The sequence below is a fragment of the Bacillus sp. MHSD_36 genome, from assembly GCF_030757775.1.
Taxonomy (GTDB): Bacteria; Bacillota; Bacilli; order Bacillales; family Bacillaceae_G; genus Bacillus_A.
Genome location: NZ_JAVBIS010000002.1, coordinates 241,589 through 264,268 on the forward strand (window position 1 = coordinate 241,589; position 22,680 = coordinate 264,268).

The window sequence follows — 22,680 nt, forward strand, 5'->3', positions numbered from 1 at the left end:
AGTATGAAATCATTTCAACCTTCTGAGATAGTAACATCATTGCCAACACAATTTTTCGCTTCACTTGTTGCAAAAGTTAACAAAGTCGTTGCAGCTGGTCACGATGTTATTAATCTAGGTCAAGGTAATCCAGATCAACCAACACCGCAGCATATCGTAAAGGCTTTGCAAGATGCTGTAGAAAAGACCATTCATCATAAATATCCGCCATTTCGCGGACATGAAAGCTTAAAAGAAGCCGTGGCAACATTCTATCAACGTGAATATGATGTAGTAGTAAATCCGAAAACTGAAGTTGCTATATTGTTTGGTGGAAAGGCTGGATTAGTAGAATTACCAGTTTGCTTTACAAACCCTGGTGATACAATTCTCGTTCCCGATCCAGGCTATCCAGATTATTTATCAGGAGTTGCTTTAGCAAAAGCACAATTTGAAACAATGCCGCTTATTGCAGAAAATAATTTTTTACCAGATTATACGAAAATCGATGACTCTATTGCCGAGCGTGCAAAATTAATGTTTTTAAACTATCCAAATAATCCGACCGGTGCTACTGCATCAAAAGATTTCTTTGATGAAACCATTCATTTTGCTAATAAACATAATATATTAGTCATTCATGATTTTGCTTACGGTGCGATTGGATTCGATGGTCAAAAGCCCGTTAGTTTCTTACAAGCAGCCGGTTCCAAAGATACAGGAATTGAAATCTATACTTTATCGAAAACTTTCAATATGGCTGGGTGGCGTATCGCTTTTGCAGTAGGAAATGAAAGCGTCATTGAAGCCATTAACTTATTACAAGATCATATGTATGTTAGTATTTTTGGTGCAGTTCAAGATGCTGCCCGCGAAGCACTATTAAGTTCACAGTCTTGCGTAATAGACCTTGTAAATAGTTACGAATCTCGCAGAAACGCTCTTATTTCAGCTTGTCACTCAATTGGTTGGAATGTAGACATTCCAACCGGCTCATTTTTTGCATGGCTTCCTGTTCCGAAAGGATATACCTCTGAGCAATTTTCTGATATTTTACTAGAAAAAGCACACGTTGCAGTTGCTCCTGGTGTTGGATTTGGTGAGCATGGTGAAGGGTATGTCCGCGTTGGTCTCTTGCATACAGAAGATAGATTACGAGAAGCCATTAATCGAATCGATAAATTAAATTTTTTCAAAAAGTAATTGACAACATGAAAAATATCTGACAAAATTCAGTTATCTTAAAAATTTAAACATTTCTAAATACTTCTTATCAAGAGCAGGTGGAGGGACGAGCCCGACGAAACCCGGCAACCGATCTACAATTGTAGACACGGTGCTAATTCTCGCAGCATTACGCTGACAGATAAGGAGCTGGTTGTAAAAAAACCTCTCCTTAGCTGAGAGGTTTTTTTATTTAACTAGGAGGTTATAACAATGAGCGGAATTATAGCGACGTATTTAATCCATGATGATTCACATAACTTAGAAAAAAAGGCTGAGCAAATTGCACTCGGTTTAACGATTGGCTCTTGGACACATTTGCCACATTTATTGCAAGAACAATTAAAACAACATAAAGGCAACGTCATTCATGTTGAGGAATTAGCTGACCAAGAACATACCAATTCGTATTTACGTAAAAAGGTAAAACGAGGGATTATTAAAATTGAATATCCTTTATTAAACTTCAGTCCAGATTTACCAGCTATTTTAACAACTACATTCGGAAAGCTATCACTTGATGGCGAAGTAAAATTAATTGACTTAACTTTTTCAGACGAGTTAAAAAAACATTTTCCTGGTCCAAAGTTCGGCATAGATGGTATTCGAAACCTTTTACAAGTGTATGAGCGCCCTCTTTTAATGAGTATTTTTAAAGGGATGATTGGACGGAATATTGGGTATTTAAAAACGCAATTACGCGATCAAGCAATTGGTGGTGTAGATATCGTAAAAGATGATGAAATATTATTTGAGAATACGTTAACACCACTTACGAAACGCATTGTATCTGGAAAAGAAGTTTTACAATCCGTTTATGAAACGTACGGACATAAAACGTTATATGCCGTAAATTTAACAGGACGAACTTTTGATTTAAAAGAAAATGCGAAACGTGCAGTGCAAGCTGGGGCTGATATTCTATTATTTAACGTATTTGCTTACGGACTAGATGTGCTACAATCACTTGCAGAAGATGATGAAATCCCAGTTCCTATTATGGCACACCCTGCTGTAAGTGGTGCTTACTCAGCATCCAAGTTATATGGAGTTTCATCTCCATTATTACTCGGAAAGCTATTACGTTATGCTGGGGCTGACTTTTCATTATTCCCCTCTCCATACGGAAGTGTTGCGCTAGAAAAAGAAGAAGCTCTTGCTATCTCAAAATATTTAACTGAAAACGATGCATTTTTCAAGAAGAGTTTCTCCGTTCCGTCTGCTGGTATTCACCCTGGTTTCGTTCCCTTTATTGTACGAGATTTCGGTAAAGATGTTGTTATTAATGCTGGCGGCGGAATACACGGACATCCGAATGGAGCGCAGGGAGGCGGTAAAGCCTTCCGTACTGCAATTAATGCTACTTTGCAACATATACCTCTTCATGAAGTAGATGACATAAATTTGCATAGTGCACTACAAATATGGGGAAATCCCTCTCATGAGGTGAAATTATGAGTATTCAAGTATTTTGTGATTTCGATGGCACAATTACAAATAATGATAACATTATGTCCATTATGGAAAAATTCGCACCACCAGAAGCTGAAGAAGTAAAGAATAGAATTTTATCACAAGAGCTATCTATTCAAGAAGGTGTTTCTCAATTATTTCAATTCATACCTACTAATCTACAAGATGATATCATTCAGTTTTTAATAGAGACTGCTGAGATCCGTAGTGGTTTTCATGAATTTATACAATTTGTAAATGAAAATAACATTTCTTTTTATGTTATATCAGGTGGAATGGATTTCTTCGTCTATCCACTCTTGCAAGGACTTATTCCAAAAGAGCAAATTTACTGTAATGAAACAGATTTTTCAAATGAATACATTACCGTTAATTGGCCTCATCCTTGTGATCATCATTGTCAAAATCATTGCGGATTATGTAAATCATCTTTAATCCGTAAATTAAGTGATATGAATGACTTCCATATTGTAATTGGAGATTCCATTACTGATTTACAAGCTGCGAAACAAGCAGATAAAGTATTTGCCCGTGACTTCCTTATTACAAAGTGTGAAGAGAATCATATCGCCTATACACCTTTTGAAACATTTTACGATGTTCAAGCTGCATTAAAGCATTTGTTGGAGGTGAAATTATGAAACAACTTTTTCGTCAATGGTATGACTTAAGCGAGATAAAAAAAGAATTAACAACACGGAATTGGTTTCCTGCAACGAGTGGTAATATTTCTATAAAGGTTAATCATGAACCGCTCACTTTTCTCATTACAGCAAGTGGTAAAGATAAAACAAAAACAACTCCAGATGATTTTCTATTAGTGGATCATCTAGGAGTTCCCGTATTAGAGACTGAATTACGTCCTTCAGCAGAAACAATATTGCATACACATATTTATAACAATACGAATGCCGGATGTGTACTTCATGTTCATACAACTGATAACAATGTCATCACAAATTTATATAGTGATGCAGTTACCCTTCAAAATCAAGAAATTATTAAAGCTCTTGATATTTGGGAAGAAGACGCAACAATTAACATTCCTATTATCGAAAACCATGCCCATATCCCAACGCTTGGAGAAAACTTCCGAAAGCATATACAAGGCGATTCGGGAGCAGTATTAATCCGTAACCATGGTATTACCGTATGGGGCCGAGATAGCTTTGATGCAAAGAAAAGATTAGAAGCTTATGAGTTTTTATTCCAATTTCATATAAAACTATTATCAATTCAAGGAGGCGTTTCTAATGGCGCAAATTCGTATTCATGAAGTAAATACTCGCATTGAAAATGAAGTGGAAGTATCTAAATTTCTACAAGAAGAAGGTGTTTTATATGAGAAATGGAACATCTCAAAGCTTCCTACTCATTTAAATGAAAATTATTCTTTAACAGATGAAAACAAAGCTGAAATATTAGCTGTGTTCTCAAAAGAAATCGCTGATGTTTCAGCGCGCCGAGGTTATAAAGCACATGATGTAATTTCACTTTCAAATAGCACACCTAACCTTGACGAATTATTAATTAATTTCCAAAAAGAACACCATCATACTGATGATGAAGTTCGCTTTATTGTTAGTGGTCATGGCATCTTTGCCATTGAAGGAAAAGATGGAAAGTTCTTTGACGTTGAACTTGAGCCAGGCGATCTCATATCTGTTCCTGAAAATGCAAGACATTATTTTACCTTGCAAGAAGATCGTCAAGTTGTAGCTATTCGTATTTTTGTTACAACTGGAGGCTGGGTGCCAATCTATTAAGGTAGTCAGTTGAATAAAAGGTCTTGGACCCCCTTTTCCAACCTTTTATTCACTCTACATATATACATCCTCCTATGGAACAGGCTTATTTCAAAAATGAAATAAGCCTGATTTTTTATGGCTCTAACCGTATGATTCCTTCCGTTTAACACAATCTATCCCTTCCATTTTTCAAGTATATTTATTAACACTTTTTGAACATTTATTGAACTTTTTTTGATTTTTTTCTGAAAATTCTGTTTTATATATGATATACTACAATTAAATAAGAAGGAAAAGAATATCGCAAACAGAGGGGGATAATCATGAGTTTACTTATCGCACTTATACTAGGGGTTACGTGTGGAGCACTTCCTGTTATTCTAGGAGCTATTATGGAAGAGTTGGAAGTTGGTGTTTTAGGTTTTGTTGCATCTTGTGTAAGCGCTTTATTTTTCGGCTTGTTCGGTGCTATTCCTGTTTCAGTTCTGTGTGCATTTTATATAGTACGCCATGCTCGTACAAAACAATTCGGTCCTAATCATATCGCACAAGTTATTCCATTCCCAATCGAACGATGCCGCCGTGCTTCTAGCTTATAAGTATAAAATGAAATATACCTAAATAAATAAAAGTCCTCACATGAGGACTTTTATTTATTTATTTATTTATTTATTTATTTTCTTCTAGAAATTGAAATAATTCTTGTAAATGCAGGGCATCTTCACTATAGCTAACAGATACGTGGCTTATACCGTCAATCTCTGCTTGCATATAAAGGTCAACTCCATCTCGGTCATATTTCAATGCCAAATAAAATTCCATTTCTTCCAGCATCTTTTTTGAAGTTCGAATAACGTAATGCTCTTTTTCATCTTTTCCATATTCGAATTCCGGTTCAAAATCATATTTTTGTTTAAACGCTTCTTTTTGTTTTTCATTAATCTGTATACAAGTTGCTCGTTGCACAGCATCAATCATCTCATCAAATTTTTGAAGATCCATTTCATTTACCCCCTTATGTATTTTTTGTATAACACTTGTGTTCCGCTATTTTCTTCCCCATCTTTTATTAGCTCTTCATACAATTCCTTCGCCAAACTTAAACCTGGTACTGCTAATTGCAATTTTTCAGCCTCATCTAAAGCAATCTTCATATCTTTCATAAAATGCTTTACATAAAAACCTGGTTCAAAATCTCCCTTTAGCATTCGAGGAGCTAAATTACTTAATGACCAGCTACCTGCTGCTCCCGTTGAAATACTCTCTAATACTTTATCAGGATCTAATCCAGCCTTTTTCGCATAAGCAACAGCTTCACATACACCAATCATATTAGAAGCAATCGCAATTTGATTGCACATTTTTGTATGTTGTCCACTTCCAGTTGGCCCTTGTAACTGAATATTTGTTCCTAGTTTTTCAAATAACGGTAAACATTTTTCATATATTTCTTTCTCTCCACCGACCATAATTGCGAGTCTTGCTTCTTTCGCACCAACGTCTCCTCCAGATACAGGTGCATCTAACGTATATACATTCTTACTTTTACCAGTTTCATTAATACGTTTTGCCAATGTTGGTGTAGATGTCGTGAAATCAATTGCTATCGTGCCTTCATTTGCATTCTCCAAAATTCCATCTATCCCAAAGTATACTTCTTCTACATCATGTGGATACCCAACCATCGTCATTACAACATCAACTTGCTTTACTAACTCTTTCGGTGTATCACACCAATGTGCACCATCTTGCACTAAAGAATCTGCTTTTGCTTTCGTTCTATTATATACATATACTTTATGACCATCTTGCATTAAGTGATAAACCATACTTTTTCCCATTACGCCAATACCAATGAAACCTATTGATAAAGTTTTATGTTCCATTTTCTCATCCCCTTTGTTCTAATAAATCATTTACCATCTTTCGGAACTCTTTATTAAAGTCATCATCCATACTATTTTTCACATTTGAAAATAACATAACAAAAGTTCCTTTTTCTTTATTAAAATTATTGAAAGTGTTCCAACCAGATAATACACCATGATTATGAAAATAATCTGGATATATATAAAAACTAAATGCATATTTCCGTTCTGCTGAAGGTGAAAACATCGCTTGTATACTTTGTTCAGAAAGAAGTTTTCCATTTATAATTGCTTCGTCTAATTTCTTCATATCTCCAACTGTCGTATACATCTCACCACAACCATATAGCCAATCCATGCCTAACTTCTGCGCTGGTACAAGCTCTTGATTTTTTTTCACATAACCCTTTGTAAAATTTTTATCTCCAGGTACCATATTTCCCATACCAGATTCATGCATATCTGCTTTTACAAATATGTTTTCTTTTATGTAATCTCCTAAAGGTTTTTTCGATATATGTTCTATTATATAAGCAAGCACCATATAATTATAATCTGTATATCTCCAACCTGTTCCTGCAGGAAATTCTAAATTTTGACGTCCAATCCAATTCATTAACTGTAAACGGGAAGCAGCATTAACATTGCCTTTTGCGTGTTCAGGTAAACCAGAGGTATGCGTTAACAAATGATATAGCGTAATATTTTTATTCTCCGGAAATGAAGGAATATATTTATTCACATTATCTTGAATATTCAATTTCCCTTGTTCTTGCAGCTGTAAAATAGATGTGGCAACAACTGTTTTCGTAATAGAACCGATACGATATTTTGTGTGAGGCGTATTTTCTATTTTATTTTGAACATCAGCATACCCATATCCTTTATTCAATATAACATGCTCTTTATCTGTTACCAAAACTGTTCCATTGAATTGCTTTCCGACTAAATATTGATCTAATTTTTGAGATATGCTAGCATAATCAATTTGTTGCTCTTCTTTTTCTTCTATATTCCCTTGTACTTCCGATTCAATAGTAGGATTCACTTTAGTTGTTAATACAGTGTTTTCCTTTATATTGGGGTTAACAAGAAAATAGTATACTCCGCCGCCAACTATAGCAGACAGTGAAGCCATGACCATTACTTTTTTTATCATATTAATCCTCCATAATTCCTTCGCTAAAAATTGTCCCCCTATCCTATTATCAAACAATAAAAAAAAATCGCAACAATTTGTTGCGAAAAATTACATTTTTTCTTTTCTATACACACATACTTGATTCTTTCCATTTTTTTTCGCTTCATATAATGCAATATCCGCTCGTTGCATTAATTCTTCTCTTGTAATCCCTTTTTCATATAATGCAACTCCAAAACTCGCTGTTAATTTCGAAATTCCTGAGAATTGCTTTGTTTCAATGAAAAAGCGTAATGATTCCGCAACCTGAAATGCTTCTTTTTCTACTGTATTCGTTACTAAAATAATAAATTCTTCTCCGCCCCACCTAGCAAATACATGTTGTTCCTCCACTTTAGATTTCATAAGCTCTGCAAGCTGAATTAACGCTAAGTCACCAAAATCATGGCCATACGTGTCATTTACTGCTTTAAAATTATCTATATCAAATAAAATAAGTGCTATGTTTTCATTATTACGCATCGCATTATCCCATTCTGACTCTAGTATTTGTTGGAACTTTAAACGATTATAAATCTCTGTTAATGAATCTATCATAGCAAGCCTTTCTTGTTCTTGATAGATTTCATCTAATTCTGTAATCTCTGTACACTTCACAATAAATCTTGATAAATCTTCTGGCAATGGTGTCGCACGCAATAAAAAAGTTGACACTTCTCCTTCATAGTTGGACATCTTAATTCTTCTATCATATGATAGTGTATCATCTAACCATGTTATATCATGGGTTGTTGAATAGTATCCATTTTCTCTAATAAAATGTTCAGCAAATACTAAATGTTGCTCACGATAGGCAAACAAATTTTCATATCCGAAAAACTCTAAAAAATTTGTATTACAATCAACAATCTCATCGTCTTCTACTATGAATAATAGATCATTGCGAAAATCAAACATCGTTTGAAGAAGTTCTTGTTGCAAACTTACTTGTCGCACTAAAGAAAGCTGATATAAACTTTTATTCACTTCCTCTAACACCATTTGTGGAGTCACAGGTGCTATCACAATATTACGTATTCCTAACGTAAGCAACTCTGCAAACTCGCTTGTTATTTGTTGATCCCAAATGACAATAAATGTACTCTGTCGATTATACATATTATTTATATATTTTATTTGAGAAAAATCTGTTACATACATAATTACAATATGTGGTTTAGTCCTCTGAAACAATACTTCTCCTTCTTCAAAACTATTTGCTATAAACATACATTTTGGATGGATATTTTCTATCGTTTGTTGATGTGTGCATCCATTTTCTATATAAAGGACATTTAACTGAAGATCTTGTAATACATTTTGAAAAACCGTATTCTCTAATAAAAAATGTAGTATGTTCATCACTAGTCTTCACTCACTTCATATATCTTGTTCTACTGAATTCCTCACAAACATTTTATAAAAGGCTGTTCTCTAAAAACGTTAATGAGTGAGGAATACATGTTAACAAGCTAATTGAGAATGTTATCTTCGCTTTTTCACTCTATAAATTCCTTTTTTAGTGTATGATTATAGGAATTGTATCGTTTGTATGAATGCCCTAGCTTCCGCTTTAAAACTTGACAATTAAAATAAAGATATTATATTCTTAAATTCGATAACTTACAAAATGTAAGTAGAATATTTTACATATATTTTTTCATTATTTGATATGTAATTTGGAGGATATATAATGACAAACGATAACTTTTTTAACGTCCTATATGAACGCACATCTACACGTGCATTCAACCCAGAGAAAGAAATTTCATCTACAGAGTTACACGAGATTTTAAAAGGAGCTGCTCAAGCACCTTCTGCTTGGAACTTGCAGCACTGGAAATTCCTTGTATTCCAAGGTGAAGATGTACAGAAACGATTACATCCAATTGCTTATAACCAACAACAAATTCTTGATGCTTCTGCTGTAGTCGCTATTTTAGGTGATTTAGAAGCTTATAAAAATGTTGAACCAGTTTATGGTCCAATTGTAGAACAAGGATTTATGAAAGAAGAAGCAAAAGAGCGCTTAGCTAAAAATATTGAGTCTGCATATGCTCGCGAGCAATTCCCAAGAGATGCAGCCTTTTCAAATGCATCTTTAGCAGCAATGCAACTTATGCTTACAGCTAAAGCAACTGGCTGGGATACTTGTGCTATTGGTGGCTTCAATCCACAAGCACTTACAGAAGAATTCAACGTTTCATCTCGCTACATACCAATTATGCTCATTACAATTGGTGAATCAACTTTAAAAGGCCATCCTGCACCACGAATGAGCGTAGAGCAAGTGAGTGAATGGGCAAAATAATAAAGTGAAACTGGAATCAATGTGAGGGTTTTACTTCACTTTCATACGAATAAAAAAGAAACGAAGGTAATTTTATTACCTTCGTTTCTTTTTTATTCTGTCACACACCCGTAATATTACAATGTATAATTCGACATCTACAACTAAAAAAACAGTAAATTTCATGCTATTTCCATATGTATAAATGACGTTTCATGTCGAATTTTGTTAAAGTATCGAAATATAACCGTGTATTTTTGTTACAATTATGATACAATGATAACAAATAGATAACAAGAGAGGGATTTTCATTGAGTTCATACGGAAGCTTTATTGCACTTTTATGTTACATAGTAACTGTACTGCTTCTATATTTTATTGGAGATGCTGCAAACATTTCAGTATTACAATTTCCTAAAGAAGAAGCGTTCCAATTAGAATCAGAAAAACATACTGCACGATCCATTGTACCACTACTCCTAGCTCTTCCTGTATATATCATCGTTTTATATAAAAGCAAAAAAGTGTAAAGGCTACCTATTTCATTCATTTCGGTGGTCTTTACATTTTTTTGTGATATCTATCCTATTTTAAACATCATCCCGTAATAAACACCCAGCTAGTCATTTAAAATGAGAAAATCCCCTAGAAAAAATTCCACTCTCTGTCCAGTCACTCACTACCGAACTTACATAGATTATAAGTGTGAAGGGGGTGATGAGGATTATGTTTGGATCATTTGGATGCTGTGATAACTTTAGAGACTGTCATCATCGTGAAAGAGAGTGTGACCATCGCGAACATCGCGAACATCGCGAGAAAGAGAGAGAAGAAGTTAGACCACAACGACCTGCTGTATGTAACGTACTTGCTAACATTTCAGTTGGAACAGAGCTTTCTCTTTTAAGCATTAGAGGTAACGGCACATTCAACAATGTAATTTTTGAAGGTTTCGCTAACGGTGTTGCTCTTTTCTCTGCTTTAGCTCGTAATAACAAAGACAACAAAGATAACAATAAAGACGATAAGAACAATCAAAACCGAAATACTTTTACTGGTATTTTACGTGTATGCCCAACTGATATCGTTGCTATCGCTATCTAATTCTGTTCCTTATCCTCTATAGTAAGAAAATAAGATTTACTTTTCTCATAGAAAAAACCTGAGACCGATTTCAAATCGACTCAGGTTTTTTTATTGATTATATGCTTTTAACTAGTTCAACAACTTCTTCAGCAGTTGACATCATTAATGCTTTTTCTGCTAATGTTTCCATTTCTACTTTTGACAACTTGCTTAGTTGTGTTCTTGCAGGAAGAATAGATGTTGCACTCATACTGAACTCATCTAAACCTAATCCTAATAATAATGGGATAGCAAGTGAATCGCCTGCCATCTCACCACACATACCAGCCCATTTGCCTTCTTTATGAGCAGCATCGATAACCATTTTTACAAGACGTAAAATAGATGGGTTATATGGTTGGTATAAGTAAGATACTTGTTCGTTCATACGGTCTGCAGCCATTGTGTATTGAATTAAGTCGTTTGTTCCGATAGAGAAGAAATCAACTTCTTTTGCGAATTGATCTGCTAATACTGCTGAAGCTGGGATTTCAACCATCATACCAACTTCAATAGAATCAGAAACAGTTGTACCCGCTTCTTCAAGCTTCGCTTTCTCTTCTAATAAGATTGCTTTTGCTTGACGGAACTCATCAAGAGTTGCAATCATTGGGAACATAATTTTTAAGTTACCGTATACGCTAGCACGAAGTAATGCACGAAGTTGTGTACGGAACACATCTTGCTCATCAAGACATAAGCGAATTGCACGGTATCCTAAGAATGGGTTCATTTCTTTTGGTAAATGTAAGTATGGAAGCTCTTTATCTCCACCGATGTCAAGTGTACGAACAACAACAGGTTGACCTTCTTTTACACCTTCAAGAACTGCTTTATACGCTTCGAACTGCTCTTCTTCTGTTGGAAGATTGTCACGGCCCATGTATAAGAATTCTGTACGGTATAAACCAACGCCTTCTCCGCCATTATCGATAATACCTTGTACATCATTTGGTGTTCCGATATTTGCAACAAGCTCAACGTGATGTCCATCACTTGTTACAGTAGCTTGGTCTTTTAATTTTGCCCATTCAGCTTTTTGCTCTTCAAATTTCGCTTTCTTTTCTTCAAACGAGCGAAGAGTTTCTTCTGATGGATTTACAATTACTTCTCCATCTAAACCATCGATGATTACGATATCGCCGTTTTGGATTTTCTCCATAACAACTTTCGTACCAACAACAGCTGGAATTTCCATAGAACGAGCCATAATTGCAGAGTGAGATGTACGTCCACCGATATCAGTTGTAAAACCTTTTGCATACTTACGGTTTAACTGAGCTGTATCAGATGGTGTTAAATCTTCAGCAATGATGATTACTTCTTCAGAAATTGTACCTGGATTTGAGAAGTTAATGCCTAGTAAATGTGCAAGAACGCGTTTTGTTACGTCACGAATGTCCGCAGCGCGTTCTTTCATATATTCGTTATCCATGTTTTCAAACATAGAAATAAACATTGATGCAACTTCATCCATTGCAAATTCAGCATTTACTTTTTCGCTATTTACTTTATCTTTTACTGGGTTTACTAGTTCTGGATCATTTAACACTAATAAATGTGCTTCAAAGATCGCAGCTTTGTCAGCACCTAGCTCAGCAAAAGCGTGGTCCTTAATAGCTTCTAATTCAGTTTTTGCTTTCTCAAGCGCAGCGTCTAAGCGTGCAATTTCTGCAGCTTCGTTTGTAATTGATTTCTTTTCGATGTTAAATTCAGGATTCTCAAGTCTGAAAGCCTTTGCAATAGCAATCCCACTTGATGCAGCGATCCCTTGAATGTTAAGAGTCATTATTCTCCTAATCCTTCGTTTTTCATAGTTTCTTCGATAGCTGCTAGTGCTTGAGCTGCATCATCACCATTTGCAGTGATTTTAATTTCTGCGTTTTGTTGAATGCCTAAAGACATAACGCCCATGATTGATTTTAAGTTAACGTTTTTTCCGTTATACTCTAAGTTAATGTCAGAACCAAATTTGCTTGCAGTGTTTACAAGTAGAGTTGCTGGACGAGCATGAATTCCTGAGTCGCTAGTTACTTTAAAGATTTTTTCCATGATAATTTATCTCCTTTAAATTACAGTATTTTTTAGTTGTATAGACGTGAGTACTACATCATCTATTGTATATAATAGGCGATGTTCGGTCAACCACATCGCCTATTATAATTATAAACATTTTGCGTCAAATTCCTACTGAATGTCAATAATAGCGTTTTCGCCCTTCTTAACATTTCCATCTTTTTTCAATTCGACTTGTTGCCCTTGTTGTAAATTCGTAAAGACAATTGGTGTAATGATAGATGGTGCATTTTCTTTTACAAATGCAAGATCTACTTTTAATAATGGTTGTCCTTGTTTCACTTTGTCGCCTTGTGCTACAAGTGCTTCAAAACCTTCACCATTTAATTTTACTGTATCAATACCGAAGTGGATTAAAATTTCTTTTCCACCTTCAGATTGAATACCAATCGCATGCTTTGTAGGGAATACGTTAACGATCTCACCGTTAACTGGAGAAACTACTGTCCCTTCTGTTGGCTCGATTGCAAATCCGTCTCCCATCATTTTCCCTGAGAATACTTGATCAGGTACTTCTGTAATTGGTAAGATTTTCCCTTCGATTGGTGAAACGATTGTTTCATTTTCATCAACTTTTTGAGGTGCCTCTTCTACTTTTACAGGTTCTTCTTTTTCAATATGAGGTGTACGACCTGACATAATATCATGAATTTGTGATTTTAATGTGTCAGATTTCGGTCCGAAAATAGCTTGAATGTTATTTCCAACTTCAAGTACACCAGCTGCTCCAAGCTCTTTTAAGCGGTCTTTGTTTACATTCTTTTGTTCGTTAACTTGAACACGTAAACGAGTAATACAAGCGTCTAAAGAAGCAATGTTTTCTTTACCACCAAGTGCTACTAATACTTCACGAGGAAGTTCACCAGCTTCTGTTTTTCCTGCGCCGTCATTCGCATTTGCTACTTCACGACCAGGTGTTTTTAAATCCCATTTACGAATTGCAAAGCGGAATCCGAAGTAGTAAATAACTGCTAGTACAAGACCAACAACAATTACCCACCACCATGCTGTACGGCCTGGTAGCACACCGAATAATAGGAAGTCGATTAAACCACCAGAGAATGTCATACCAATTTTAACACCTAAAATTTGCATTGTCATAAATGATAGACCAGCGAATACTGCGTGAATTCCGAATAATACTGGTGCTACGAATAAGAATGAAAATTCAAGTGGTTCTGTAATACCTGTTAAGAATGATGTTAATGCAGCAGAACCTAAAATACCAGCTGCTAATTTTTTATTTTCTGGACGTGCTTCATGGTACATTGCTAATGCTGCTGCTGGAAGACCGAACATCATGAACGGATACTTACCAGTTGTAAATGTACCTGCTGTTAATTCTACACCGTCTTTTAACTGTGCCATAAAGATTTTTTGGTCACCACGGATTAATTCGCCAGCTGCATTTGTATACTGACCGAATTCGAACCAGAATGGTGAATAGAAAATGTGATGTAATCCAAATGGAATTAATGAACGTTCAATTAAACCGAATATAAATGCTGCTAACGTTCTATTCGCATCAATCATTTGATGTGAGAACGTATTTAAGCCACCTTGAATGTATGGCCAAATGAAGCACATGATAATACCTACTACTAAAGAGAATGTTGCAGTTGCGATCGGTACGAAACGCTTACCTGCGAAGAAACCTAAGTATGATGGTAATTCAATATTGAAGTATTTATTATAGCAATATGCCGCCACTATACCGACGATAATACCACCAAATACTCCCGTTTGTAGTGTTGGAATTCCTAATACGTTTGCATATGCTGGATCAGTAAATCCAATTTTCACTGGATCTGCTCCAGAACTTGTTACTTTCACTAGCTTGTCTACTTCTAAGAACACACTCATCGTTTTGTTCATAATTAAGTAGCCGACGAATGCTGCTAAACCAGCTACTCCATCTCCACCAGCTAAACCAATTGCTACCCCAACTGCGAATAATAATGCAAGGTTAGCGAAAATAATATCACCAGATTGTTCCATAATTTTTGCTACCATTACGAACCAATCGGCTTTTAAAGCAGGAATAACATTTGTTAACTGTGGATTCTGAAATGCATTACCAAATCCAAGTAAAATACCTGCTGCCGGTAAAATCGCTACTGGAAGCATAAGCGCTTTTCCGACTTTTTGAAGAACACCAAAGATCTTCTTAAACATGGAAACCCTTCCTCTCTCATCTATATTGATACCTTCCGACAAACGCCAAAAAGGCATGAGGAAAAAAAGATAGAACGATAGCTATACAAAGGGTAGTATATCCCTTTCTCTAGCTTACATTCCTTACTTTTCTCCACTCATGCCTGATCGAATCAGTAACACGTGTCAAAAATAGGTTTACGTATAAGTTCACTATAATTAAGGCAAACGTTTTCTTTATTTACCTTAATGTGTTTGTCGAAATTTGTATAACTTTGCAATAGTTATTATACATAACTATTGTAAGCGATTCAATGATTTTTTTTAACGTTTTCATTTTAGACAAAACTATATGTCTTTTTACACATGCTCTGCCTTTACTAAGCGCTGCAGATGCATCGTTAAATATATGCTCTCTGCTTCATAAACAGGAAGTTGTAATTCTTTTTGCATGACCTTAACTAGCTTCCAAGCTAAATTATAACAGACAGGATATTCTGCCTTCAATAAATCAGCAAAACTTTGTGATTCCTCTACTTTCTCCCCTTTTTTCACCCGTTCAATCGCATATTGTAAATGACGGATAAGGCGTAAATAGTGGATACTTTCTTGGTCTAATGTAATTTGTAAGTTTGTCTCAATTAAAGATACAAGCTGTGCAATGAGACGAGAGTTTTGATTAACTGAAGATAAATCTGAATTTGTAAGTGAACTATAAATATGAAGTGCAATAAAACCAATTTCTCCTTCTGGCAATGTAATTTGCAAACGAGAATTTAAAAGGTCTACAACACCTTCAGCAATTTCATATTCTTCTGGATAGAGCATTTTCGTTTCAACTAAAAAAGGATTATCAATGGTAAGTCCTTGTTTTAATCGCTTAATCGCAAAAGAAATATGATCTGTTAAAGCGATATGAATATGTTCATTTAATGGTGATTTCGCTTTTTCTTGAATATAAAACATAATATCATTCATTAATTCAATTAATTTTTCACTCACATGCGGCACTAACAGTTTGTATTGTTCACGGTCACGTTCATTTTTTAAAACAAACATTTTTTCAATTTGTTCTTGCTCCAACACGTCTTTTGCTTTTTTTCCAAAGCCAATCCCTTTACCAATCACTACTACTTCCTCGTGTTCAGGATGGCTAGCAATGATGACATTATTATTTAAAACTTTTTTAATTTCTAGATATTTACTCATATAACACCACCCTCGTCCTTAAATAGCCTGCTTTTATGTTACAGAATACTCTTCTTTGTCGTCAATGTAAAACATCTACCATTTCATAAAAATTCATTTTTTAGACATGTTTATATATGATGCGTATAATGTAAGAGCAACTGTACATAGAAAGGGGTTAACAACATGATTAAAATGTTTGTAAGTGATATCGATGGTACAATGATGCAACACGGAGGGTTAATTGACGAACAGGATATTGTAGCACTTCGTAGTCTCGCTGAGCAAAATGTTATTCTTTGTTTCGCTTCTGGCCGACTTGATAATGAAATTGCAGACTTAATGAAAGCTGTAAATACAAATTTCCATCGTATTAGCGTAAATGGTGTTTTCGTATATACGAACGAAAACAAGCAACTATTATCCGCAACATTCGATTCGAGTATTCTACCTGATTTATTAGCAATGACAAATGAAGATCCTTATTTTCGTTATGTAAGTGATGAGCATAATTATTACATTGAAGAAAAAACACCGTTTATTCATGAACTTGAACAACAAGTAACGATGACTTCCGTTGAAGAACCGCATCTATTAGAAAAAATTGATGATACTATTTTCCCAAATAAAATCTCTGTCGGCGGAACAAAGGAAAGTTTACAACTTCTTCAGAAAAAAATTGATGAAAAATTCCACGGAAAAGTGAGTACCTTCATTTCAGCCGAACAATGTTTAGATGTAATGCCACCTAATATTAGTAAAGGTTCTGCTATTTCTGTTTTATTAAAAGAGTTTCAATTACAACCAGAAGAAATTGCTTGCATAGGGGATTCTTATAATGATATTCCAATGTTTTCTTTAACTCCTCACAGTTTTGCTATGTCTCAAGCTGATGACGCAGTAAAAGAACACGCTCACTATGTAGTAAATACAGTTAAAGATGCTGTTAACCACGTAATTGCTCATAATAAAAATACGACTCACTCCTTGTAAGGATGAGTCGTATTTTTTCTTTACATGTTAAACAATTTGACATTTACTGTACTTCACAAACTGAAATATATTATTTGTTACGTGCGATGTTTGTAATAAACTTATAACGATCCCCACGATAAATACATTTCACATACTCTAACGGTACTTCACCTTCTGAATATGACCATTGACGCATTACAAGCACTGGCGCCTTTTTAGGAATATGCAGATGTTCCGCTTCATTATCGGTTGCAATTGAAGCTTCAATTGATTGAGTAGCGCTAACAAGTTTAAAGCCCAGTTTTTTCTCTAAATGTTCATATAAAGATTGTTGCAGTATTTCTTCGTTAATATCTTTTACAAGAGCTGGCGACAAATATGTCGTCTCAAAAGCAATCGGTTCATCATCAGCTAAGCGAATACGCCTCACTTCATAAACCGACTCTCCCTCCTGTATTCTCAGCCGATCTGCTATTTTCGCAGTAGCTGGAACGAGGCGGAAACTTAGTAATTGACTACTTGGGTTCATCCCACGAGAAATCATATCTTCTGTGAATCCCGTCATTCCTTGCAATTTTTGTTCCACTTTCGGAAGTTGGACAAACGTACCGATTCCACGTTTCCGATATAAATAACCTTGTTCCACTAAATTATTAATCGCCTGTCTGATTGTCATACGACTCACTTCGAACTTATCGCAAAGTTCATTCTCAGATGGGATTTTATCTCCCGGCTTCCATTCGCCGTCCTCAATTAGCTGTTTCACCCACTCTTGAATCTGATAATAGATCGGAAATGGTGAATACTTGTCGATGTTCATCAGCAATCGCCTCACTGCATAAAGATAGAGCTTCTTGATCAGCGATTACGGTTACATTCGGATGACGTTGTAAAACTGTAGCAGGACACGCTTCACTATATTCACCTTGCAATAATTCTTTAACAGCTTCTGCCTTTTTAGCACCCATAGCAACAAGTAGAATTTGTTTTGCCTTCATAATGCTTCCAATTCCCATTGTAATTGCATGAGTTGGCACATCTTCTTCTTTTTCGAAGAAGCGAAGGTTTGCTTGGCGTGTAGATTCTGTTAATTCAACAATGTTTGTTGGAGAATTAAACGGTGTTCCTGGCTCGTTAAATCCGATGTGACCGTTTTCACCGATTCCAAGAATCTGTAGGTCAACTGGGTTAGCAGCTAGAATGCCCTCATAACGTTTGCACTCTTCTTCTAAATCACTTGCCATCCCGTTTGGTACATAAGTTTGTTTAAATGGAAGATGATCAAACAACTGTTCTTGCATGAAATAATGATAGCTGTTTTTATCTTCATGTGGTAAATTTACGTACTCATCTAAGTTTACAGTGGTTACACGGCTTGTATCAAGTTTATTTTTTCGCATTTCTGCATAAATACCTAATGGAGAGCTTCCTGTAGCCATTCCTAATGTTGGATTTTCTTTTGTTTTTACAACTTCTTCAATTAATTTATAGCCTGCTTCTGCTAGCTCTTCTGGAGTTTTTACAACAAGAATATTCATTTAATTACTTCCCTTCCTTCATATGAATTCCTAAACGAACTGTATCATATACATGTAAATCTTCATTCATCACAACAAAGTCTGCATCTTTTCCTACCGCTAACGCACCTTTATTATTTAATCCAAACTCTTCTGCTTGGTTCACTGATGTCATTAGTACTGCATCTTCGATTGAACAACCTGTAAATTCAATTACATTTCGGAAAGCTTGATCCATTTTTAGAATACTACCAGCTAACGTTCCATCTTCTAATCGAGCACTACCATCTTTTACATGTACTGGCTGTCCGCCAAGCTCATATAATCCATCTTCAAGACCTTTTGCACGCATTGCGTCAGTAATAACACTTACTTTTTTCGGTCCTTTTAATTTATATGCTAATTTCACCATATCAGGATGAATGTGAATACCATCTGTAATTACTTCAACCATTACATCTGGATTTAATAACACATGACCAACAACTCCTGGTTCACGGTGATGTAATCCACGCATTTGGTTGTATAAATGCGTTGCATGTGTAATGTTTCTATTTTTTAGTTGTGCATCAATCGCATCTGTATGCCCCATTGTGCCAACAACACCAGTTTCAGCAAGATACTGCTCAAACTCTAACGCACCTTCTTCTTCAGGTGCATATGTTACTAATTTAATTAAATTCCCGCTTGCTTCCTGCCATTGTTTAAATTGTTCAATATTCGCAGGAACAATATGTTCAAGTGGTTGTGCACCTGCACGTTTTTTTGAAACATACGGTCCTTCTAAGTGAATGTATTCGAAATGCGCTCCTTTTTCTTTCGCTTCTTTCGCAGCATGTAGTGCTGCTTCGATTGCTTCTGGAGCTTGTGTCATTGTCGTTGGGAAGTAAGTTGTAACTCCTTCTTTTAACATTTCTTTACCTAGAGTTACTAACCCATCGCTATTTGCATCCATCGCATCAATATCGTATCCACCATGAATATGAACATCAATCATACCTGGAATCACAATCTTCCCTGCCGCATCTAAAACCGCTTCATTTTCTTGTGATACATATTGAGCCATCAAACCAATTTCTTTAATTGTTTCTGCGTAACGAATAAATCCGTTTCCCACTACTTCTTGACCTGTATAAATTTTGGCATTGATGACAACTTGCGTTTTCATTTTCATCGATCCTTTCCCATGAAATACCTACTTGTTATTATTACCTTATTCGCCTAATTCCATCTTAATATATGCACGAGTAGTTGTCTATACATTCAAATGAAATTTCCTCTTTGTTTAACAAAAAGGAAGCTTCATACGTCTCTCGCAATTATAATATATGTTATTCATTTTTTCCAAAAAGGAACAATATCATTTATCTTATGAATTACTTAAGTAATGGCATTAATCCACTAGAGCCTATTGTAATATGTTCACCGTCTGTTTCCATTTCTACTGTACGTTTATTCGTTCCATACATCATTATCCCATGTCGTTTTAACCGTCTCACAACACTTTGGTGTGGATGTCCATACGGATTTCTGCTACCGTAAGAAAGAATTGCGAACTGCGGTTCTACCTTCTTTATAAACCTTTCACTTGTTGAAGTATAGGAGCCATGATGTCCTACCTTTAACACATCTGCATGTACATCAAATTGCTTTAATATTTCAGTTTCCGTCCGCACATCCGCATCACCCATTAGTAAAAAATCTGCCTTACCATACCGAATCTTTAATACAATTGAAGATTCATTATTTTCATCTTTGGACTTCCCGTTGTTTAATACTTGTATGGAAACATGCGGATCTAGCGGTATGTGTTGACCCTCTTTTACTGAAATGAAAGGGATTCCCCTTTTCTTTATATTATTTCGATACGTATGATAAGTAAGAGAACTATATGTTTTTCCACTATCTAATATAAGTGATACCGGCATTTGCTCTACAATCGGAATAAGTCCTCCTATATGATCCATATCAGGATGAGTACTGACGATAGCATCTAAATGATTAATCCCTTTTTCAATTAATTTTTGGATGATAACCTCACCAGCTTCATAAGGTCCCCCATCTATTAACATCGTTTGTCCATTTGGCAATGTAATAAGTGTTGCATCACCTTGTCCTACTTTTAAGAAACTCACTTTCATTTTACCAAAATGTTGCCGCTGCATATGTAAAGGAGACGCAGTATGAATAGACATCATATACCTTTTAGCTGATGCACTATTTAAAGAAAAGCATAACAAAACAGAAACTAATAATAAAACACTTCGCATACCTCTCATAACTCGTCTCCTTTTTTCAATTAGTATGGCACGGTATATGATTGATATACAAAAAAAGCTTAGCAAAATGCTAAGCTTTTATTTCGATATCTCTTGTAAAGAACCGAAGAATAAATCCGCTTCATTCATTTCTTCATTTTCTTCAGAAAGCGGAGGCAAATCATCTAATGTTTTTAATCCAAACGTGTCCAAAAATTCTTTCGTTGTTCCATATAAAATAGGACGCCCTGGCCCTTCTGCTCTTCCCATTTCTTTTATAAGTAAGTGTGATACTAACGTTTGTAACGCCTTATCAGTTTTTACTCCTCTAATCTCTTCCATTTCAGTTCTTGTAATCGGTTGGCGATATGCAACAATCGCTAACGTTTCTAGAGCAGCCTGAGAGAGTGAAGCAGCTGTTGGGATCTCTATTAGTTTTTGATAGTAAGACGCATGTTCTTTCTTTGTAGCAAAACGATATACTTTTGCATACTGTACAATTTGCAAACCGCGGTGTGCACCTTCACATTCTTTTTGCATTTCTTCTAAAATATCGATTACTTCGTTTCCTTCAATTTCAAGGACTTTCGCTATTTGTTCTGGATAAATCCCTTCATCACCAGAAACAAATAAAAGCCCTTCAATGATTGATTTCTGTTCTGTTCTATCCATTTTACGAGCTCCTTCCTCCTATTTTCTCCATAAAAATACACATCAAAAAACCGAATCACAATCAATGCGTTCGGTTCAATATTTTTTCTCTTGTTCCAAACGATACATTCAAACCTAGCATGAGATATCATATTTCTATCTCATTTTCCATACTAACTCTATGCTGATTTAGTATAGCTTGATACGAAAATCTCATCAAAATTATGTTCTTGTTCAATTATGATTTGTTTATTTTTCATAAGCTCAAGAACCGCTAAAAATGTTACAACCATTATTTCCCGTTCATCATCAACAAACAAATCATAAAAACTTTGACGACCACCTTGTATTTCTAACTGCTTTAAAATATCAGTCATGCGCTGTTCAATTGGTATTTCTTGACGAGTAATACGTGTTGTTACAGGTTTCTTTGCTTTTTTTCGGCGCATTAATTTTTGAAATGCCGCTAGCATATCATATAACGTAACATCAAGAGGCAAGTTCGTCTCCTCTTCTTGTTGCAACGATGTAAAATCAATTGGCGGACGTGTATATAGCTGTGCTCTTTCTTGTTCTCTTTCTTTTAGCTCAGTAGCAACTTGCTTATATTTCTTATATTCAATTAACCTCTCCATCAATTCTTGACGAGGATCATCTATAAAGTCATCACCGTTATCAAGTACATCTTCTTCATGTTTCGGCAACAACATTTTACTTTTAATTTGTAATAACGTTGCAGCCATTACTAAATACTCACTTGCAACATCTAATTGTAGTTCTTTCATCGTATGAACATAAGATAAATATTGCTCTGTAATTTCCGCTACAGGAATATTATATATGTCAATCTCATAACGATGTATTAAATGTAACAATAAATCTAAAGGCCCTTCAAAAGCCTCTACTTTAAAATTATACTGCACAAAGCATCCCACCACATTTTTTCTATAACAACATAAGTATAGAGCATACTC

24 protein-coding genes and 1 riboswitch are annotated in these 22,680 nt (G+C 35.3%); of the genes, 10 read left to right on the plus strand and 14 right to left on the minus strand.

The window, feature by feature from the left end:
- Window positions 1–3: 3 nt before the first annotated feature.
- The 6 genes from Q9B79_RS09250 to Q9B79_RS09275 all read left to right on the plus strand — a co-directional run bounded on the left by Q9B79_RS09250 (window position 4) and on the right by Q9B79_RS09275 (window position 5,023).
- Window positions 4–1,182, plus strand: coding sequence for a pyridoxal phosphate-dependent aminotransferase (locus Q9B79_RS09250; RefSeq protein WP_306183627.1), 1,179 nt, complete (start codon window positions 4–6; stop codon window positions 1,180–1,182).
- A 64-nt stretch (window positions 1,183–1,246) separates the two neighbouring features.
- A riboswitch (SAM riboswitch) is annotated at window positions 1,247–1,352 on the plus strand.
- 64 nt (window positions 1,353–1,416) lie between these two features.
- Window positions 1,417–2,661 carry a 2,3-diketo-5-methylthiopentyl-1-phosphate enolase gene (gene mtnW, locus Q9B79_RS09255; protein ID WP_306183629.1) on the plus strand — a complete coding sequence of 415 codons (1,245 nt, stop codon included), beginning with the start codon at window positions 1,417–1,419 and terminating at the stop codon, window positions 2,659–2,661.
- Window positions 2,658–3,317 carry a 2-hydroxy-3-keto-5-methylthiopentenyl-1-phosphate phosphatase gene (gene mtnX, locus Q9B79_RS09260; RefSeq protein WP_306183631.1) on the plus strand — a complete coding sequence of 220 codons (660 nt, stop codon included), beginning with the start codon at window positions 2,658–2,660 and terminating at the stop codon, window positions 3,315–3,317. Before mtnW ends, mtnX begins: the two co-directional genes overlap by 4 nt.
- Window positions 3,314–3,952 (plus strand): methylthioribulose 1-phosphate dehydratase, encoded by a 639-nt coding sequence (locus Q9B79_RS09265; protein WP_306183633.1) that lies wholly within the window; start codon window positions 3,314–3,316, stop codon window positions 3,950–3,952. Before mtnX ends, Q9B79_RS09265 begins: the two co-directional genes overlap by 4 nt.
- Window positions 3,930–4,442, plus strand: a complete 513-nt coding sequence (locus tag Q9B79_RS09270; RefSeq protein WP_306183635.1) for a 1,2-dihydroxy-3-keto-5-methylthiopentene dioxygenase — start codon at window positions 3,930–3,932, stop codon at window positions 4,440–4,442. Before Q9B79_RS09265 ends, Q9B79_RS09270 begins: the two co-directional genes overlap by 23 nt.
- 305 nt (window positions 4,443–4,747) lie before the next feature.
- A complete protein-coding gene (locus tag Q9B79_RS09275; RefSeq protein WP_306183637.1) occupies window positions 4,748–5,023 on the plus strand; it encodes a hypothetical protein in 276 nt (91 codons plus the stop codon).
- Window positions 5,024–5,093: 70 nt separating this feature from the next.
- Here the strand turns inward: Q9B79_RS09275 and Q9B79_RS09280 are convergent, their stop codons facing one another.
- The 4 genes from Q9B79_RS09280 to Q9B79_RS09295 form a co-directional block, all read right to left on the minus strand.
- Window positions 5,094–5,426 carry a DUF3909 family protein gene (locus Q9B79_RS09280; protein ID WP_306183640.1) on the minus strand — a complete coding sequence of 111 codons (333 nt, stop codon included), beginning with the start codon at window positions 5,424–5,426 and terminating at the stop codon, window positions 5,094–5,096.
- A gap of 5 nt (window positions 5,427–5,431) precedes the next feature.
- Window positions 5,432–6,310, minus strand: a complete 879-nt coding sequence (locus Q9B79_RS09285; RefSeq protein WP_306183642.1) for an NAD(P)-dependent oxidoreductase — start codon at window positions 6,308–6,310, stop codon at window positions 5,432–5,434.
- Between the two features lie 4 nt (window positions 6,311–6,314).
- Window positions 6,315–7,451, minus strand: coding sequence for a serine hydrolase (locus tag Q9B79_RS09290; protein WP_306183644.1), 1,137 nt, complete (start codon window positions 7,449–7,451; stop codon window positions 6,315–6,317).
- Between the two features lie 90 nt (window positions 7,452–7,541).
- Complete coding sequence (locus Q9B79_RS09295; RefSeq protein WP_306183645.1) at window positions 7,542–8,834, minus strand: GGDEF domain-containing protein; 1,293 nt, start codon at window positions 8,832–8,834, stop codon at window positions 7,542–7,544.
- Window positions 8,835–9,165: 331 nt separating this feature from the next.
- Here Q9B79_RS09295 and Q9B79_RS09300 point away from each other — a divergent pair, with 331 nt between their 5' ends.
- From Q9B79_RS09300 to Q9B79_RS09310, 3 genes are all read left to right on the plus strand, one after another.
- A complete protein-coding gene (locus tag Q9B79_RS09300; protein WP_306183647.1) occupies window positions 9,166–9,783 on the plus strand; it encodes a nitroreductase family protein in 618 nt (205 codons plus the stop codon).
- 290 nt (window positions 9,784–10,073) lie between these two features.
- On the plus strand, window positions 10,074–10,292 hold the full coding sequence (locus Q9B79_RS09305; RefSeq protein ID WP_000100487.1) for a hypothetical protein: 219 nt from the start codon (window positions 10,074–10,076) through the stop codon (window positions 10,290–10,292).
- A 196-nt stretch (window positions 10,293–10,488) separates the two neighbouring features.
- Window positions 10,489–10,866: a DUF3915 domain-containing protein gene (locus Q9B79_RS09310; protein WP_306183650.1), complete on the plus strand. Its 378-nt coding sequence runs from the start codon at window positions 10,489–10,491 to the stop codon at window positions 10,864–10,866.
- Window positions 10,867–10,963: 97 nt separating this feature from the next.
- Here Q9B79_RS09310 and ptsP read toward each other — a convergent pair whose 3' ends face one another.
- From ptsP to glcT, 4 genes are all read right to left on the minus strand, one after another.
- Window positions 10,964–12,676 (minus strand): phosphoenolpyruvate--protein phosphotransferase, encoded by a 1,713-nt coding sequence (gene ptsP / locus Q9B79_RS09315; protein WP_306183652.1) that lies wholly within the window; start codon window positions 12,674–12,676, stop codon window positions 10,964–10,966.
- Complete coding sequence (ptsH, locus tag Q9B79_RS09320) at window positions 12,676–12,939, minus strand: phosphocarrier protein HPr (protein ID WP_000411080.1); 264 nt, start codon at window positions 12,937–12,939, stop codon at window positions 12,676–12,678. Before ptsH ends, ptsP begins: the two co-directional genes overlap by 1 nt.
- Window positions 12,940–13,074: 135 nt before the next feature.
- On the minus strand, window positions 13,075–15,138 hold the full coding sequence (gene ptsG / locus Q9B79_RS09325; RefSeq protein ID WP_098667430.1) for a PTS glucose transporter subunit IIABC: 2,064 nt from the start codon (window positions 15,136–15,138) through the stop codon (window positions 13,075–13,077).
- Window positions 15,139–15,477: 339 nt separating this feature from the next.
- On the minus strand, window positions 15,478–16,326 hold the full coding sequence (gene glcT / locus Q9B79_RS09330; RefSeq protein ID WP_306183657.1) for a glucose PTS transporter transcription antiterminator GlcT: 849 nt from the start codon (window positions 16,324–16,326) through the stop codon (window positions 15,478–15,480).
- 165 nt (window positions 16,327–16,491) lie between these two features.
- Between glcT and Q9B79_RS09335 the strand changes: the two genes are divergently transcribed.
- A complete protein-coding gene (locus tag Q9B79_RS09335) occupies window positions 16,492–17,298 on the plus strand; it encodes an HAD family hydrolase (RefSeq protein WP_306183659.1) in 807 nt (268 codons plus the stop codon).
- A gap of 70 nt (window positions 17,299–17,368) precedes the next feature.
- Here the strand turns inward: Q9B79_RS09335 and phnF are convergent, their stop codons facing one another.
- From phnF to scpA, 6 genes are all read right to left on the minus strand, one after another.
- The gene (gene phnF, locus Q9B79_RS09340; protein WP_002194085.1) at window positions 17,369–18,100 is read right to left on the minus strand and encodes a phosphonate metabolism transcriptional regulator PhnF; all 732 of its coding nucleotides are present in this window, start codon (window positions 18,098–18,100) and stop codon (window positions 17,369–17,371) included.
- Window positions 18,030–18,818 (minus strand): glucosamine-6-phosphate deaminase, encoded by a 789-nt coding sequence (nagB, locus tag Q9B79_RS09345; RefSeq protein ID WP_048530857.1) that lies wholly within the window; start codon window positions 18,816–18,818, stop codon window positions 18,030–18,032. Before nagB ends, phnF begins: the two co-directional genes overlap by 71 nt.
- Window positions 18,819–18,822: 4 nt before the next feature.
- Window positions 18,823–19,965: an N-acetylglucosamine-6-phosphate deacetylase gene (gene nagA / locus Q9B79_RS09350; protein ID WP_306184798.1), complete on the minus strand. Its 1,143-nt coding sequence runs from the start codon at window positions 19,963–19,965 to the stop codon at window positions 18,823–18,825.
- Window positions 19,966–20,173: 208 nt separating this feature from the next.
- Window positions 20,174–21,076 carry a ComEC/Rec2 family competence protein gene (locus Q9B79_RS09355; RefSeq protein ID WP_306183662.1) on the minus strand — a complete coding sequence of 301 codons (903 nt, stop codon included), beginning with the start codon at window positions 21,074–21,076 and terminating at the stop codon, window positions 20,174–20,176.
- Window positions 21,077–21,154: 78 nt separating this feature from the next.
- On the minus strand, window positions 21,155–21,727 hold the full coding sequence (gene scpB, locus Q9B79_RS09360; RefSeq protein ID WP_306183664.1) for a segregation/condensation protein ScpB: 573 nt from the start codon (window positions 21,725–21,727) through the stop codon (window positions 21,155–21,157).
- Between the two features lie 158 nt (window positions 21,728–21,885).
- Window positions 21,886–22,629, minus strand: a complete 744-nt coding sequence (scpA, locus tag Q9B79_RS09365) for a segregation/condensation protein A (protein ID WP_306183666.1) — start codon at window positions 22,627–22,629, stop codon at window positions 21,886–21,888.
- Window positions 22,630–22,680: the final 51 nt, after the last annotated feature.